We start from the raw sequence: 12893 nt of genomic DNA on the forward strand, positions 1-12893 counted from the left end.
TTTCCTCCAGCGTACGGGTCAGCCCCTCGCTTCGGCGGTGAGCGGTTCGGCCGGGAACAGGCCCAGGCGGTGCGCCACCGCCGCCGCCTCGCCCCGGCCCGCGACGCCGAGCTTGGACAGGATGTTGGAGACGTGGACGCTCGCGGTCTTCGGGGAGATGAAGAGTTCCTCGGCTATCTGGCGGTTGGTGCGGCCGGTCGAGACCAGGCGGAGGACGTCCCGCTCCCGGTTGGTGAGGCCGAGGCTCTCGGCGGGGTCGAGGGCCTGGCGGGGGACGGGGGTCCCCCCGCGCGAGCGAAGCCGAGCGTGGGGGAGGGTGAGGGTGAGCCGGGCGCGCTGGGCGAGCAGGGCGACGGCCTCGGCGAGCGGGTGGGCGCCCAGGTGGTCGGCGACCGCCCCGGCCAGGCGGAGCAGCTCCGTGGCACGGTCGCGTTCGTCGTCGCCGGCGGCCTCTTCGAGCAGGGCCTGGGCGAGCCGGCGGCGGACCCGGGCCAGGTCGTAGGGGCGGTCCAGGCACTCGAAGTCGGTGACCACGTCCGACCAGACCGCGGCGGTGTCGGTGCCGTGGGCCCGGTGCAGTTCGGCGCGGGTCCAGCGCTCGTAGGCGTCCCAGACGGGTGCTCCGGTGGTGAGCTTCCGTGCGGCTTGGGCGAGCCTGTCGAGGACGTCGGCGCGGCCGTCGGCCGCCACGGGCAGGGCGCGGGCGTCGGCCTCGGTGGTGGCGGCGGCCAGCAGCAGGGGCCAGCCGTAGCGCTGGGTGCCGGGCGGGAAGCCGACCGCCAGGGCGCGGTCCAGCTCGACCCGGGCGTCGAGGATCCGGCCCTCCTCGGCGGCGACCCCGATGGCGATGCGAGCGATGGGCAGCAGCTGCTGGGGCATCGGGTCGTGGGTGCCGTAGTGGGCGTGGGAGATGGCCAGCTGGCGGCCGGCCTCGGCGGCGTCGCCCCGGGCGAGGGCGATGTGCGCCAGGCGCAGCGCGCCGGAGCCCCGGGGCTTGGCGCTGGCCGCGGAGCCCAGGGCGCCCGACGCGGCTTCGGCGGCCTCGTCCCACTGGCCGAGCGCGTACAGCGAGTCGGAGAGGTTGCCCCAGATCCACGCCTCGGAGTCCAGCAGCCCGTACTTGCGGGCGAAGGCGATGCCCTCGCGCAGGATGGGCACCGCTTCCCGGGAGCGGCCGACCGACTCCAGCTCGGAGGGCAGGTTCACATGAGCCCGGCCCGCTACATGGGCCACGCCTTCCTGCAGCGCGGTCTCCATGACCCGGGCCGTCTCCGCCAGCCCGGACTCGACGTCACCCGCGTCGACCATCAGACAGCCGAGGGTGATGCGCGCGTTCAGCTCGATCTCACGGGCGCCCACCATCCGCGCGTACTCGACGGCTCGTTCGGCGGCGGCGAAGGCCTCAGGGCCGGGCCGGTGGAGCATGGACCAGCCGGCCACGTTGGCCAGCACGTCGGCGTGCACCTCCGAGGGCGGCAGGCCGCGTACCAGATCCTGGGCGTTGGCGAGTTCCTGCCAGCCGTCGCCCCGGGCCAGGGCCTGGACCAGCCGGGAGCGCTGCACCCAGAACCAGGCGGCGCGCAGCGGGTCCGGCTCGTCCTGGAGGAGCCGCAGCGCCTTCTTGGTGATCTTCAGGGCGCGTTCGCGCTCCCCGCAGAAACGGCCCGCGACCGCCGCCTCCGCCATCAGGTCGAGGTAGCGCAGCGGGGTGGTGGCCGGATCGCAGCCGCACGGAGGGTAGACGTCGGTGTAGTCGACCGGGCGCAGGGCGGCGCGCACCTCGTCGGGGGCGGAGTCCCACAGCTCCATCGCCCGCTCCAGGAGCCGTAGTTGCTCGGTGTAGGCGTGCCGGCGGCGGGCCACGACGGAGGCGTCCAGGACGGCGGGCAGGGCCCGGGCGGCGTCGTGGGCGTGGTACCAGTAGCTGGCCAGGCGCATCACGCGCGCGTCGGCGGGGACGAGGGTGGGGTCGGTCTCGACGGCCTCGGCGTAGCGCCGGTTGAGCCGGGAGCGTTCGCCGGGCAGCAGGTCGTCGGCGACGGCCTCGCGGACCAGGGAGTGCCGGAAGCGGTAGCCGTCACCGCCGGTCGTGGCGGTCAGGATGTTGGCGCCGACGGCCGCCCGCAGCGCCTCGATGAGGTCGTCCTCGGTGAGCTGGGCCACGGCGGCGATCAGCCGGTACTCGACGGTGGAGCCGCCCTCGGCGACGATCCGGGCGACCCGCTGGGCGCTCTCGGGCAGTGCCTCGACCCGGACCAGGAGCAGGTCGCGCAGGGAGTCGGGAAGGCCGGGGCAACAGCCCTGGCAGGCGGCGACGGCGAGTTCCTCGACGAAGAAGGCGTTGCCGTCGGAGCGTTCGAAGATGTCGTCGACCTGGGCCGGGTCGGGTTCGGTGGCGAGGATGCCGGCGATCTGGCGGGCGACCTCCTCGCGGGTGAAGCGGGCGAGTTCGAGGCGGCGGACGGTGCGCAGCCGGTCGAGTTCGGCGAGCAGGGGGCGCATCGGGTGGCGGCGGTGGATGTCGTCGGCGCGGTAGCTGGCGAGGACGAGGAGGCGGCCGGTGCGCAGGGTCCGGAAGAGGTAGGCGAGGAGGTGGCGGGTGGAGGCGTCGGCCCAGTGCAGGTCCTCCAGGACGAGCACGACGGTGTGCGCGGCGGCGACCCGCTCCAGCAGCCGGACGGTGAGTTCGAACAGACGGGCCATGCCCTGCTCGTCGTGGCGGCTGGAGGTGGCCTCCCCCAGCTCGGGCAGCAGCCGGGCCAGTTCCTCCTCCTGTCCGGCGCCGGCGGCGGCGAACTCCTCGGGCAGGGCCTCGCGCAGGGCGCGCAGCGCGGTGGAGAAGGGGGCGAAGGGCAGCCCGTCGGCGCCGATCTCCACACAGCCGCCCACGGCGACGACGGCACCGCGGCGGCAGGCGGCCGCGGCGAACTCCTCGACGAGGCGGGTCTTGCCGACCCCCGCCTCTCCGCCGAGCAGCAGCGCCTGGGGCTCTCCCGCGGCGGCACGGGCGAGCGCGTCTTTCAAGGTGTCCAACTCGTCGGTGCGGCCGACGAACACGGGACTGACGGACCTGGTCTCCACGGGCCCGAGCATCGCACGAGGTCCGGACGGTGGTGCACCCGTTTTCCACAGCTCCGGTGCGATGGTCGTAGGAATCTGGGGCAGAGGACGGCCGACCCCCGTGCGGCCGCCCTCTGCCCTCCCCGCGCTCACGCGGTGCGCGGGAGCCGGTGCCGGCGGGGGCGGTCGGTATGGGTCTCGGCACCCGCGGTGCTGTGCAGTGCGGCCTCCTCCCGGCGGGCGCTGCGGCGGGAGCGCCGGACCTGGCGGGCGAGGCGCTCCTGTGCGGCCTCCTCGCGCAGCTGGGCGGAACGCATCCGGTGGAGTTCGTACTCGAACATGGGCTGTCCTTCGGGAGAGGTGGTTTCGTGCTTCGCTTTCTGCGATGCCTCCACCTTCGTCTCCCAGGGGGGTGCGCCACATCGGGAGAGTTCCGCATCTTCGCGCGCGTGGCGGGCCGTTGACGCGCCTAAGGGGCCTCAGAGGCTCCGTAAGGTACCTACGGATTCCCTAAGGCCCCCTGCGACCTGCGGTTTCTCAGCCCGTCGAGGGCAGGGCGAGGAGCGCGTCGGAATACTTCAGGATGGCCAGGAGCAGGCCGATGACGCCGAGCGAGACGCCCGCCCACGCGACCGACTTGATCCAGGCGGCCTGCGGCCGGCCGGGGGCGCCGAACGCGGGCCGGGCGAGCACGACCACGCCGGTGATCAGCGCGGTCAGCGCGAACAGGCCGGCCCACAGGGCGGTGGTGTGCCAGGCGTCGCCGTAGACCTCCTTGACCTGCGTGGCGACGCTCGCCGTGGACGAGGTCTGGAGCTGGCCGACCAGGGTCTCGCGGGCGGCGGCGACCGTGCCGATCCAGCCGCCGCTGAGCGAGACCAGGCCCAGCGCGGCGGAGACGACGGCTCCGGCGCCCTGGCCGACCCCGGAGGGGGTCTTCTCCTGCGGTGCTTCGTCGGACTCCTGGGTTACCTCGTCGGACTCCTCGGGCTCCTCGGTCAGCTGCTCAGTCGCTTCCTCACCGTCGGTTTCGGTGTCGACGGCCGCCGTCTGCTCGTCGTCGGTCTTGGTGACGTCCTCAGTCTTCGTTGCCATGCCCGGCACCGTACGGACGCTGTCTGAGAGGTCTCTTAATGATCCTTGTGCGTGCCGCGCGCGCGTGCGGCACGCCACTCGGGGGCGAGGACCGACCAGATCTCGATGTCGTGCCGGACGCCCTGGTGAGGGTGGCTCTCCCGGAGCACACCGTCCCGGGTCATCCCCAGCCGCCGGGCGACGTTGATGCTCGGCAGGTTGCCGGACGCCGCGTGCCACTCCACCCGGTGGATGCCCCGCTCCTCGATCGCCCAGTCGACGAGCACCCGCATCGCGCGGGTGATCAGTCCGCGTCCCGTCGCGGCGGGCTCCAGCCAGCAGCCGACCTCGCAGTTGCCCTGCCCGGCGTCGAAGTTCAGCGTCAGCACCCCGCCCACGAGCTTCCCGTCCAGCCAGATGCCGTGGTACGAGGCGGTGTCGGCGGCGCGCATGTCGGCGTATCGCCGCAGCGTGTCCCGCGCGGAGGCCACGTCGGTGGCCTGCGAACCGAAGGGGATGAACTGCCCGATGAACTCCCTGCCCCGGTCCAGGTGCGCGAGGAACTCCTCGGCGTGCCAGACCTCCAGGGGCCGCAGTTCGGCACCGTCGTCACCCAGGGATATCGCGTACATCGCGCTGCTGCTCCTCCCGCAGTTCCTCCACCGGCATCCTGCTGAGCCTCTCATGGGCGGCACGGCACTCGGGCGGCTCGATGCTGATGCGCGGCAGCCGGCGCTCCAGCCAGGCGGGCAGCCACCAGTTGGCGGCGCCGAGCAGGTGCATCAGGGCGGGCACGAGCAGGGTGCGCAGGACGAAGGCGTCGAGCGCGACGGCGGAGGCGAGCGCGATGCCGAACATGGCGATCACCCGGTCGCCGCTGAGCACGAAGGCGAGGAAGACCGAGATCATGATGACCGCGGCGGAGTTGATCACCCGGCTGGTCTCGGCGAGTCCGACGCGCACCGCCCGCCGGTTGTCGCCGGTCTCCAGCCACTCCTCGTACATCCGGCTGACCAGGAAGACCTGGTAGTCCATGGAGAGCCCGAACAGCACCGAGACCATGATCACGGGCAGGAACGGCTCGATGGGGCCCGCCCGGCCGAGGCCGAGCAGTTCGCTGCCCCAGCCCCACTGGAAGACGGCGACGACGATGCCGAAGGCGGCGGCCACGGCGGCGATGTTCATCGCGGCGGCCTTCAGCGGGATGCCGAGCGAGCGGAAGGCGACCAGCAGCAGGAGACAGCCGAGCCCGATGACCACGCCGACGAACAGCGGCAGCTTGCCGACGATCACATCCGCGAAGTCGTCGTAGCTCGCCGTCACTCCGCCGACGTGCACGTCGAGGGAGGTGCCGGTCTCCGCGCGCGGGAGCACCTCGGTGCGCAGCCGGTCGACGAGGTCGCTGGTGCGCTGCGACTGGGGTGCGGAGTCGGGGACGACCGTGAGGTAGGCGGTGTCGCCGCCGGAGTCGTAGGTCACCGGGGTGACCGAGGCGACGCCCCGGGTGGCGCGCAGGGTGGCGTCGAGGCCGTCCAAGGCGAGCTTGTCGTCGCCGCCGTCCACGCGCGTCACCAGCGTCAGCGGGCCGTTCACGCCGGGGCCGAAGCCCTGGGCGAGGAGGTCGTAGGCCTGTCGTGTGGTGGACGAGCGGGGGTCGTTGCCCTGGTCGGAGGTGCCGAGGTGGAGGGAGAGCGTGGGCAGCGCGAGCAGGGCGATGACCGCGACGGCGAGGGAGCCCAGCAGCTTGGGACGGCGTTCCACGAACGCGGACCAGCGGGCGGCGAGACCGGTGGGCAGCTCCGGCTGCGGCCCGCGCCCGGCGAGCCGGCGCCGCTCGCGGCGGCTCAGCGCGCGCGGTCCGATGTACGACAGCAGGGCGGGCAGCAGGGTGACGGAGGCCGCGACGGTCAGGACGACCGTCAACGACGCGGCGACGGCCACCCCGTTGAGGAAGCCCAGGCGCAGTATCAGCATGCCCAGCAGGGCGATGCACACGGTCGCACCCGCGAACACGACCGCGCGTCCGGTGGTGGCGACGGCATGGGTGGCGGCCTCGGTGACGCTCAGGCCTCGTTTCAGACCGCGCCGGTGCCGGGTCACTATGAAGAGCGCGTAGTCGATGCCGACGCCGAGCCCGATCAGCATGCCGAGCATGGGCGCGAAGTCGGCGACGGTCATGGCGTGCCCGAGCAGCCCGATGCCGGCGTACGCCGTGCCCACGCCGATCAGCGCGGTGGCGATCGGCAGCAGCGAGGCGGCGAGCGAGCCGAAGGCGAGGAACAGCACGACGGCGGCGACGACCACGCCGACCACCTCGGCCGTGTGCCCGCGCGCGGACTCGGTGAGCCCGATGGCGCTGCCGCCCAGCTCCACCCGCAGCCCGTCCCGTTCGGCGGCCCTCGCGGTGCGTACGACGGCCTCGGCCTGGGACTTCTTGATGTGCTCGGCCGGCTGGGCGAAGGTGACGGTGGCGTAGGCGGTGTGGCCGTCGGCGCTGATCCGGTGGGCGCCCCGACGGCCGTACGGGCCGGACACGGAGGCCACTCCCGGCAGGTCGGCGATCCGCTTCAGGGTGCGGGTCATGGTCCGCCGCACGCCGTGCGCGCGGACGGTGCCGTCGGTGGTGTGCCAGACGACGGTGTCGCTGTCGCCGCCCAGGCCCGGGAAACCCTCCTCGAGCAGCTGGGTCGCGCGTCCTGACTCGGTGCCGGGGACCTCGTAGTCGTTCGAGTACGCCGAACCGGCAACGGCGGCGGCCGCACTGACCCCGCCACAGGCGAGGAGCCACAGCAGGACGACGATCAGGCGGTGCCGGACACACCACCGTGCGAGGGCTGCCAAGGACGTGCTCCCAGGGGACGATTTGTGGATCTTTGGCCGGGAACCATCGTCCATGAACTGAACAGCCCGCAAAGAACATATGAGCAACGGGGGCCACTCTTGCAGGCGAAAGTGATCGTTTGCCGCGTTCGTGGGCTTATTCACAGGAGTGGGAGGGACGTCACAGGACAATCAGGTGAACTCTGTCGTCCCTGCGGGTACTTTAGGACGCTTTCGCGCCGCCTCAGTCGAACTGGTCGCCGAGCGCCATGACCATCGTCCCCACGATCAGCAGCCACAGCGCGCGGCGGGTACGGCCACGAGAGCCGAGGACGGCGGCGAGGGCGCAGACGGCGGCGCCGAGGGCGTAGGCGGCGGGTACGAGGGCCGGGGCGGAGCCGGTGAGCCGCAGCAGCGCGGCGGCCAGCCCGGCCAGACACAGCAACGACCCGGTGCCGGAGGCGATCCAGCGGGCCCGGCGGGCGTCCGAGACCTCGTCCGCCGGCTCCTCCGCCTCGGTTATGACGGGCTCGGTGTCGGAATCGGCGTCGGAAGCGGCGTCGGAAGCGGTGCGTCCACTCATGGCGGGCGAGCGTAGCGCGTCCGGCTGGGAAACCTGATGCGGGGCGGTAGGCACATGACTGGGGGGACACACCGGATCCGGTGTGTCCCCCCAGGGAGTTCACGAACGTCAGCCCTCGCTGACGCCCAGCTTCTCCAGGATCAGTTCCTTGACGCGGGCCGCGTCGGCCTGACCCCGGGTCGCCTTCATGACGGCGCCGACCAGGGCACCGGCCGCGGCCACCTTGCCACCGCGGATCTTGTCCGCGATGCCCGGGTTGCCGGCGATGGCCTCGTCGACGGCCGTACCCAGCGCCGAGTCGTCGGAGACGACCTTCAGGCCGCGCTTCTCGACGACCTCGTCGGGGGTGCCCTCGCCCGCGAGGACGCCCTCGATGACCTGGCGGGCCAGCTTGTCGTTCAGGTCACCGGAGCTGACCAGCTCGGTGACCCGGGCGACCTGCGCCGGCGTGATCGCCAGCTCGTCCAGCGACGTGCCCGACTCGTTGGCGCTGCGCGCCAGTTCGCCCATCCACCACTTGCGGGCGGAGGCCGCGTCGGCACCGGCGTCGATCGTGGCGACGATCGGGTCCAGCGCACCGGCGTTGAGGATCGCCTGCATGTCGGTGGCCGAGATGCCCCACTCCGCGAGCAGACGGGAGCGGCGGGCCAGCGGCATCTCCGGCAGCGCGGCGCGGATCTCCTCGACCCACGCGCGCGAGGGCGCCACCGGGACGAGGTCGGGCTCCGGGAAGTACCGGTAGTCCTCGGCCTCCTCCTTCACGCGGCCCGAGGTCGTCGACCCGGTGTCCTCGTGGAAGTGGCGGGTCTCCTGGACGATCGTGCCGCCGGACGAGAGGACGGCCGCGTGCCGCATGATCTCGAAGCGGGCCGCACGCTCCACGGAGCGCAGCGAGTTGACGTTCTTGGTCTCGCTCCGCGTGCCGAACTTCTCGCTGCCCTTGGGCATCAGCGACAGGTTGACGTCGCAGCGCATCTGGCCCATCTCCATGCGGGCCTCGGAGACGCCGAGGGCACGGATCACCTCGCGCAGCTCACGGACGTACGCCTTCGCCACCTCGGGGGCACGGTCGCCCGCGCCGACGATCGGCTTGGTGACGATCTCGATGAGCGGGATGCCCGCGCGGTTGTAGTCGAGGAGGGAGTGCTGCGCGCCGTGGATACGGCCCGTGGCACCGCCGACGTGCGTCGACTTGCCGGTGTCCTCCTCCATGTGGGCGCGCTCGATCTCCACGCGGAAGGTCTCGCCGTCCTCCAGCTGCACGTCGAGGTAGCCGTTGAAGGCGATCGGCTCGTCGTACTGGGAGGTCTGGAAGTTCTTCGGCATGTCCGGATAGAAGTAGTTCTTCCGGGCGAAGCGGCACCACTCGGCGATCTCGCAGTGCAGCGCGAGACCGATCTTGATCGCGGACTCGACGCCGGTCGCGTTGACGACCGGGAGCGCGCCGGGCAGGCCGAGGCAGGTCGGGCAGGTCTGCGAGTTGGGCTCGGCGCCCAGCTCGGTCGAACAGCCGCAGAACATCTTGGTCTTGGTGCCGAGTTCGACATGGACCTCAAGGCCCATGACGGGGTCGTACGACGCCAGCGCGTCCTCGTACGACACCAGGTCGGTCGTGGTGGTCACGGTGAAAACTTCCCTCTCAGCCCAGCAGGACGTCGTCGTCGCCCAGCCGCTTCAGCTCGCGGTAGAGGATGGCGAGGCCGGTGACGATCGCGACGGCGGACACGGTGGCGTCGATGAGCCGCAGTGTGTCGTGCTCGGCGCGCGCCTTCTTGATCTGCTTGGCCACACCGAACGCGCCGAACGCGGTCCCGGCCATCGACAGGTACGTGCCGGACTTCGACTTCTTGAAGCCCTTGGCCTTGTTCAGTGCACTCACAGCGACGGAGCCTCCTCGATCAGCGGGTGCCCCCACTTTTCCACGAAGGCGGCCTCTACGGCGGCGCCGACCTTGTACAGCCGGTCGTCCTTCAGCGCGGGGGCGATGATCTGCAGGCCAACCGGGAGGTTGTCCTCCGGGGCGAGACCGCAGGGCAGCGACATGGCCGCGTTGCCCGCCAGGTTGGTCGGGATGGTGCACAGGTCGGCCAGGTACATCGCCATCGGGTCGTCCACGCGCTCGCCGATCGCGAAGGCGGTGGTCGGCGTCGTCGGGGAGACGATCACGTCGACCTGCTCGAAGGCCTTCTCGAAGTCGCGCGTGATGAGCGTGCGGACCTTCTGCGCGGAGCCGTAGTAGGCGTCGTAGTAGCCGCTCGACAGGGCGTACGTGCCGAGCATGATGCGGCGCTTGACCTCGGGGCCGAAGCCCGCCTCACGGGTGAGGGAAGTGACCTCCTCGGCCGAGTGGCCGCCGTCGTCGCCGGTCCGCAGGCCGTAGCGCAGGCCGTCGAAGCGGGCGAGGTTGGAGGAGCACTCGGACGGGGCGATCAGGTAGTACGCCGACAGCGCGAGGTCGAAGGACGGGCAGTCCAGCTCGACGATCTCGGCGCCCAGCTCCCTGAGCAGCGCGACCGACTCGTCGAAGCGCTGGAGCACACCGGCCTGGTAGCCCTCGCCGCGGAACTGCTTGACCACGCCGACCCGCATGCCCTCGACGCTGCCGTTGCGCGCGGCCTCGACCACCGGCGGGACCGGGGCGTCGATGGAGGTGGAGTCGAGCGGGTCGTGGCCGGCGATGACCTCGTGCAGGAGGGCCGCGTCCAGGACCGTACGGGCGCAGGGCCCGCCCTGGTCGAGGGAGGACGAGAACGCCACCATGCCGAAGCGGGAGACCGCGCCGTACGTCGGCTTCACGCCGACGGTGCCGGTGACGGCAGCCGGCTGGCGGATGGAGCCGCCGGTGTCGGTGCCGATGGCGAGCGGGGCCTGGAAGGAGGCGAGCGCGGCGGAGGAACCGCCACCGGAGCCACCGGGGATCTTGGTGAGGTCCCAGGGGTTGCCGGTCGGGCCGTAGGCGCTGTTCTCGGTGGAGGACCCCATGGCGAACTCGTCCATGTTGGTCTTGCCGAGGATGACGACGTCGGCGGCCTTCAGCTTCTTGGTCAGCGTCGCGTCGTAGGGCGGGATCCAGCCCTCGAGGATCTTCGAGCCGACGGTCGTGGGCACGCCCTCGGTGGTGAAGATGTCCTTGAGCGCGAGCGGGACGCCGGCCAGCGGGCCGAGCTTCTCGCCGCGGGCCCGCTTCTCGTCCACGGCACGGGCCTGCGCGAGCGCGCCCTCGCGGTCGACGTGCAGGAAGGCGTGGACCTTCTCGTCCACGGCCTCGATGCGGGCGAGGTGGGCCTCGGTGACCTCGACGGCCGTCAGCTCGCCGGAGGCGATCTTCTCGGCGGTCTGGGCCGCAGTGAGCTTGATGATGTCCGTCATGGGATCAGTCCTCCCCCAGGATCTGCGGCACCTTGAAACGCTGCTGCTCCTGGGCCGGGGCGCCGGAGAGCGCCTGCTCGGGGGTGAGCGACGGACGGACCTCGTCCGCCCGCATGACGTTCGTCAGCGGGAGCGGGTGAGAGGTCGGCGGTACGTCTTGGTCGGCGACCTCGCTGACGCGGGCGACCGCGCCGATGATGTCGTCGAGCTGGCCTGCGAAGTGGTCGAGTTCTTCGGGCTTCAGCTCCAGACGCGCCAGCCGGGCGAGGTGGGCGACCTCCTCGCGCGTGATGCCAGGCATGCAGCGATCCTCTGGGGTGAGTGTGTGTGGTTTGGGGCCAATCCTATGGGGCGGGGCCCCGTGCCCGTGAAACGGTTTGCCGGGGCCTCGTCCGACGAGGTCAGCGGCGCCCCTCCCAGGCCACGCTCTGGAGGTAGTGGTTGTCGTACAGCTCCTGGGCTTCGAGGAGGCTTTCCAGGGTCGCCTCGCCGAGGCGCAGGCGCTGGAGGTGGCGGAAGTACTCGAAGCGCTCCACGCCCGGGGTGATCACGATCAGGATGTCCGCGGTGCTGCCCGGCACGGCGGCGAAGGCGTGCGGCTTGCCGGGCGGCACGATGACCAGGTCGCCGCGCTCGGCGGTGACGATGTCGTCGCCGGAGAGCAGCTCGGCGGCGCCGTCGAGCAGGTAGAACATCTCGGCGGAGTTGTGGTGCAGGTGCGGCCTGGCGCCGTCGGCCCCCTCGCCGAGGGTGACGCGCACGGTGGACAGCGCACCGCCGCTGGCGCTGCTGTCGGCCAGCAGCTTGACCCCGACCGGGGCACCGCCGACCACCTCGGCCTCGGCGTCCCGCACGATCACGGACTCATCGAACTTCGGTACGAACAACGACATTTCCGAACCCCCTGTTGATGACGTGGACGTACGCCCTCAGACCGCGAAGAGCAGTCCGGCACTGATCAGCACAACGACCGCGGTGGCGAAGTGGATCCCGAAGGCGACGGCCTTCGGACCGCCGTTGCGCAGGACTATCAGCGTGTCGCCGAGCGGGACAAGGGCCACGCAGACCATGAACCAGGCCTCGGCCTGCGCGCCGACGAAGGCCAGCAGGGCCAGACCCACCAGGCCGAAGGTGCCGTCCCGGAGGCCCTTGATCGAGAGATAGGCGCCGGCGTCTCCGTCCGGCCGGGCGGGGACGCCGTAGCCGGCCGCGGCGGAGGCGGGCTGGAACAGGAACCGGTACCCGAGGAACACGCAGAACAGGTCGAGTACGACGGCCAGGGTGTACGCGGTGACGGTCATGTCTCTTCTCCTCGCTAGCAGCGCTAGGAACAAGAGCGAAGCTATCAGAGCGTCGACAGAAAGGCTAGCGATGCTAGAATCACGGTCATGACGATCCAGACGCGCCGGGAGCGCGAACGAGCGGAACGCGAGCGGCTGATCGTGACGGCCGCGCGGGAACTGGCGGAGGCGGAGGGCTGGGACGCGGTGACCACACGCCGGCTGGCCGCCGAGATCGAGTACAGCCAGCCGGTCCTCTACAGCCACTTCAAGGGCAAGGACGCGATCATGGCGGCGGTCGCGGTGCAGGGCTGCGCGGACCTGGCGGCGGAGCTGGGGGCCGCGCGCGCGAAGGCGCGGGGCGTGCGGGAGTCACTGGCGGCGGTGGCGGAGACGTACACGTCCTTCGCGCAGCGCCGGCCGGCCCTCTACGACGCGATGTTCACCCACCTGGTGGACCTGCCGTTCGCCACGCCCGAGGCCCCGGCCCCCCTGCGCGAGGCCTTCGGCGAGCTGCTCCACGCGGTCGAGCCGATCGCAGCCGAGGGCGACGACCCCGGCCTCCTCACGGAGACGTTCTGGGCGGGGCTGCACGGCCTGGTGACGCTGATGCGCAGCGGACGACTGCCGGCGGAGGCGCACGAGCGGCGGCTGGCGCTGCTGATCGGCCACTTCGCGGGCAGCTGAAGGCAACTGAACAGCCGCAG

At 71.8% G+C, this 12893-nt stretch carries 13 protein-coding genes; 1 reads left to right on the top strand and 12 read right to left on the bottom strand.

All coding sequences use genetic code 11. From position 1 onward, the window contains the following. Positions 1-18: 18 nt before the first annotated feature. From BEK98_RS34115 to BEK98_RS34170, 12 genes are all read right to left on the bottom strand, one after another. Positions 19-3093, bottom strand: coding sequence for a helix-turn-helix transcriptional regulator (locus tag BEK98_RS34115; protein WP_094220594.1), 3075 nt, complete (start codon positions 3091-3093; stop codon positions 19-21). Between the two features lie 116 nt (positions 3094-3209). After that, positions 3210-3401, bottom strand: a complete 192-nt coding sequence (locus BEK98_RS34120) for a hypothetical protein (protein WP_094220595.1) — start codon at positions 3399-3401, stop codon at positions 3210-3212. A gap of 196 nt (positions 3402-3597) precedes the next feature. After that, positions 3598-4155 carry a hypothetical protein gene (locus BEK98_RS34125; protein WP_094220681.1) on the bottom strand — a complete coding sequence of 186 codons (558 nt, stop codon included), beginning with the start codon at positions 4153-4155 and terminating at the stop codon, positions 3598-3600. Between the two features lie 35 nt (positions 4156-4190). Then, positions 4191-4766, bottom strand: coding sequence for a GNAT family N-acetyltransferase (locus BEK98_RS34130; RefSeq protein WP_094220596.1), 576 nt, complete (start codon positions 4764-4766; stop codon positions 4191-4193). Beyond that, positions 4744-6975: an MMPL family transporter gene (locus BEK98_RS34135; protein ID WP_094220597.1), complete on the bottom strand. Its 2232-nt coding sequence runs from the start codon at positions 6973-6975 to the stop codon at positions 4744-4746. The genes BEK98_RS34130 and BEK98_RS34135 overlap by 23 nt, the downstream gene beginning before the upstream one ends. Positions 6976-7198: 223 nt before the next feature. Further along, positions 7199-7537: a hypothetical protein gene (locus BEK98_RS34140; RefSeq protein WP_094220598.1), complete on the bottom strand. Its 339-nt coding sequence runs from the start codon at positions 7535-7537 to the stop codon at positions 7199-7201. Positions 7538-7645: 108 nt separating this feature from the next. Continuing rightward, positions 7646-9160, bottom strand: a complete 1515-nt coding sequence (gatB, locus tag BEK98_RS34145; RefSeq protein ID WP_094220599.1) for an Asp-tRNA(Asn)/Glu-tRNA(Gln) amidotransferase subunit GatB — start codon at positions 9158-9160, stop codon at positions 7646-7648. A 16-nt stretch (positions 9161-9176) separates the two neighbouring features. Continuing rightward, positions 9177-9416, bottom strand: coding sequence for a hypothetical protein (locus BEK98_RS34150; protein ID WP_020942391.1), 240 nt, complete (start codon positions 9414-9416; stop codon positions 9177-9179). Beyond that, positions 9413-10906, bottom strand: coding sequence for an Asp-tRNA(Asn)/Glu-tRNA(Gln) amidotransferase subunit GatA (gene gatA / locus BEK98_RS34155; RefSeq protein ID WP_094220600.1), 1494 nt, complete (start codon positions 10904-10906; stop codon positions 9413-9415). Before gatA ends, BEK98_RS34150 begins: the two co-directional genes overlap by 4 nt. 4 nt (positions 10907-10910) lie before the next feature. Beyond that, entirely contained in the window at positions 10911-11207 is a 297-nt protein-coding gene (gene gatC, locus BEK98_RS34160; RefSeq protein WP_018531282.1) for an Asp-tRNA(Asn)/Glu-tRNA(Gln) amidotransferase subunit GatC, read from the bottom strand. A 100-nt stretch (positions 11208-11307) separates the two neighbouring features. Beyond that, positions 11308-11799, bottom strand: coding sequence for a cupin domain-containing protein (locus BEK98_RS34165; RefSeq protein ID WP_094220601.1), 492 nt, complete (start codon positions 11797-11799; stop codon positions 11308-11310). A gap of 36 nt (positions 11800-11835) precedes the next feature. Continuing rightward, positions 11836-12207, bottom strand: a complete 372-nt coding sequence (locus tag BEK98_RS34170) for a DUF4267 domain-containing protein (protein WP_094220602.1) — start codon at positions 12205-12207, stop codon at positions 11836-11838. An 87-nt stretch (positions 12208-12294) separates the two neighbouring features. On the opposite strand from BEK98_RS34170, the gene BEK98_RS34175 reads away from it, so the two are divergent. Further along, positions 12295-12873: a TetR/AcrR family transcriptional regulator gene (locus BEK98_RS34175; RefSeq protein WP_094220603.1), complete on the top strand. Its 579-nt coding sequence runs from the start codon at positions 12295-12297 to the stop codon at positions 12871-12873. Positions 12874-12893: the final 20 nt, after the last annotated feature.

The organism is Streptomyces diastatochromogenes (genome assembly GCF_002242805.1).
GTDB lineage: Bacteria > Actinomycetota > Actinomycetes > Streptomycetales > Streptomycetaceae > Streptomyces > Streptomyces diastatochromogenes.

Excerpts from the sequence above, each read along its gene's own strand:
- BEK98_RS34120 (WP_094220595.1), bottom strand. The coding sequence starts at position 3,401 with ATGTTCGAGTACGAACTCCACCGGATGCGTTCCGCCCAGCTGCGCGAG.
- gatA (WP_094220600.1), bottom strand. The coding sequence starts at position 10,906 with ATGACGGACATCATCAAGCTCACTGCGGCCCAGACCGCCGAGAAGATC.
- BEK98_RS34115 (WP_094220594.1), bottom strand. The coding sequence starts at position 3,093 with ATGCTCGGGCCCGTGGAGACCAGGTCCGTCAGTCCCGTGTTCGTCGGC.
- BEK98_RS34140 (WP_094220598.1), bottom strand. The coding sequence starts at position 7,537 with ATGAGTGGACGCACCGCTTCCGACGCCGCTTCCGACGCCGATTCCGAC.
- BEK98_RS34170 (WP_094220602.1), bottom strand. The coding sequence starts at position 12,207 with ATGACCGTCACCGCGTACACCCTGGCCGTCGTACTCGACCTGTTCTGC.
- BEK98_RS34165 (WP_094220601.1), bottom strand. The coding sequence starts at position 11,799 with ATGTCGTTGTTCGTACCGAAGTTCGATGAGTCCGTGATCGTGCGGGAC.
- BEK98_RS34125 (WP_094220681.1), bottom strand. The coding sequence starts at position 4,155 with ATGGCAACGAAGACTGAGGACGTCACCAAGACCGACGACGAGCAGACG.
- gatC (WP_018531282.1), bottom strand. The coding sequence starts at position 11,207 with ATGCCTGGCATCACGCGCGAGGAGGTCGCCCACCTCGCCCGGCTGGCG.
- BEK98_RS34130 (WP_094220596.1), bottom strand. The coding sequence starts at position 4,766 with ATGTACGCGATATCCCTGGGTGACGACGGTGCCGAACTGCGGCCCCTG.
- BEK98_RS34175 (WP_094220603.1), top strand. The coding sequence starts at position 12,295 with ATGACGATCCAGACGCGCCGGGAGCGCGAACGAGCGGAACGCGAGCGG.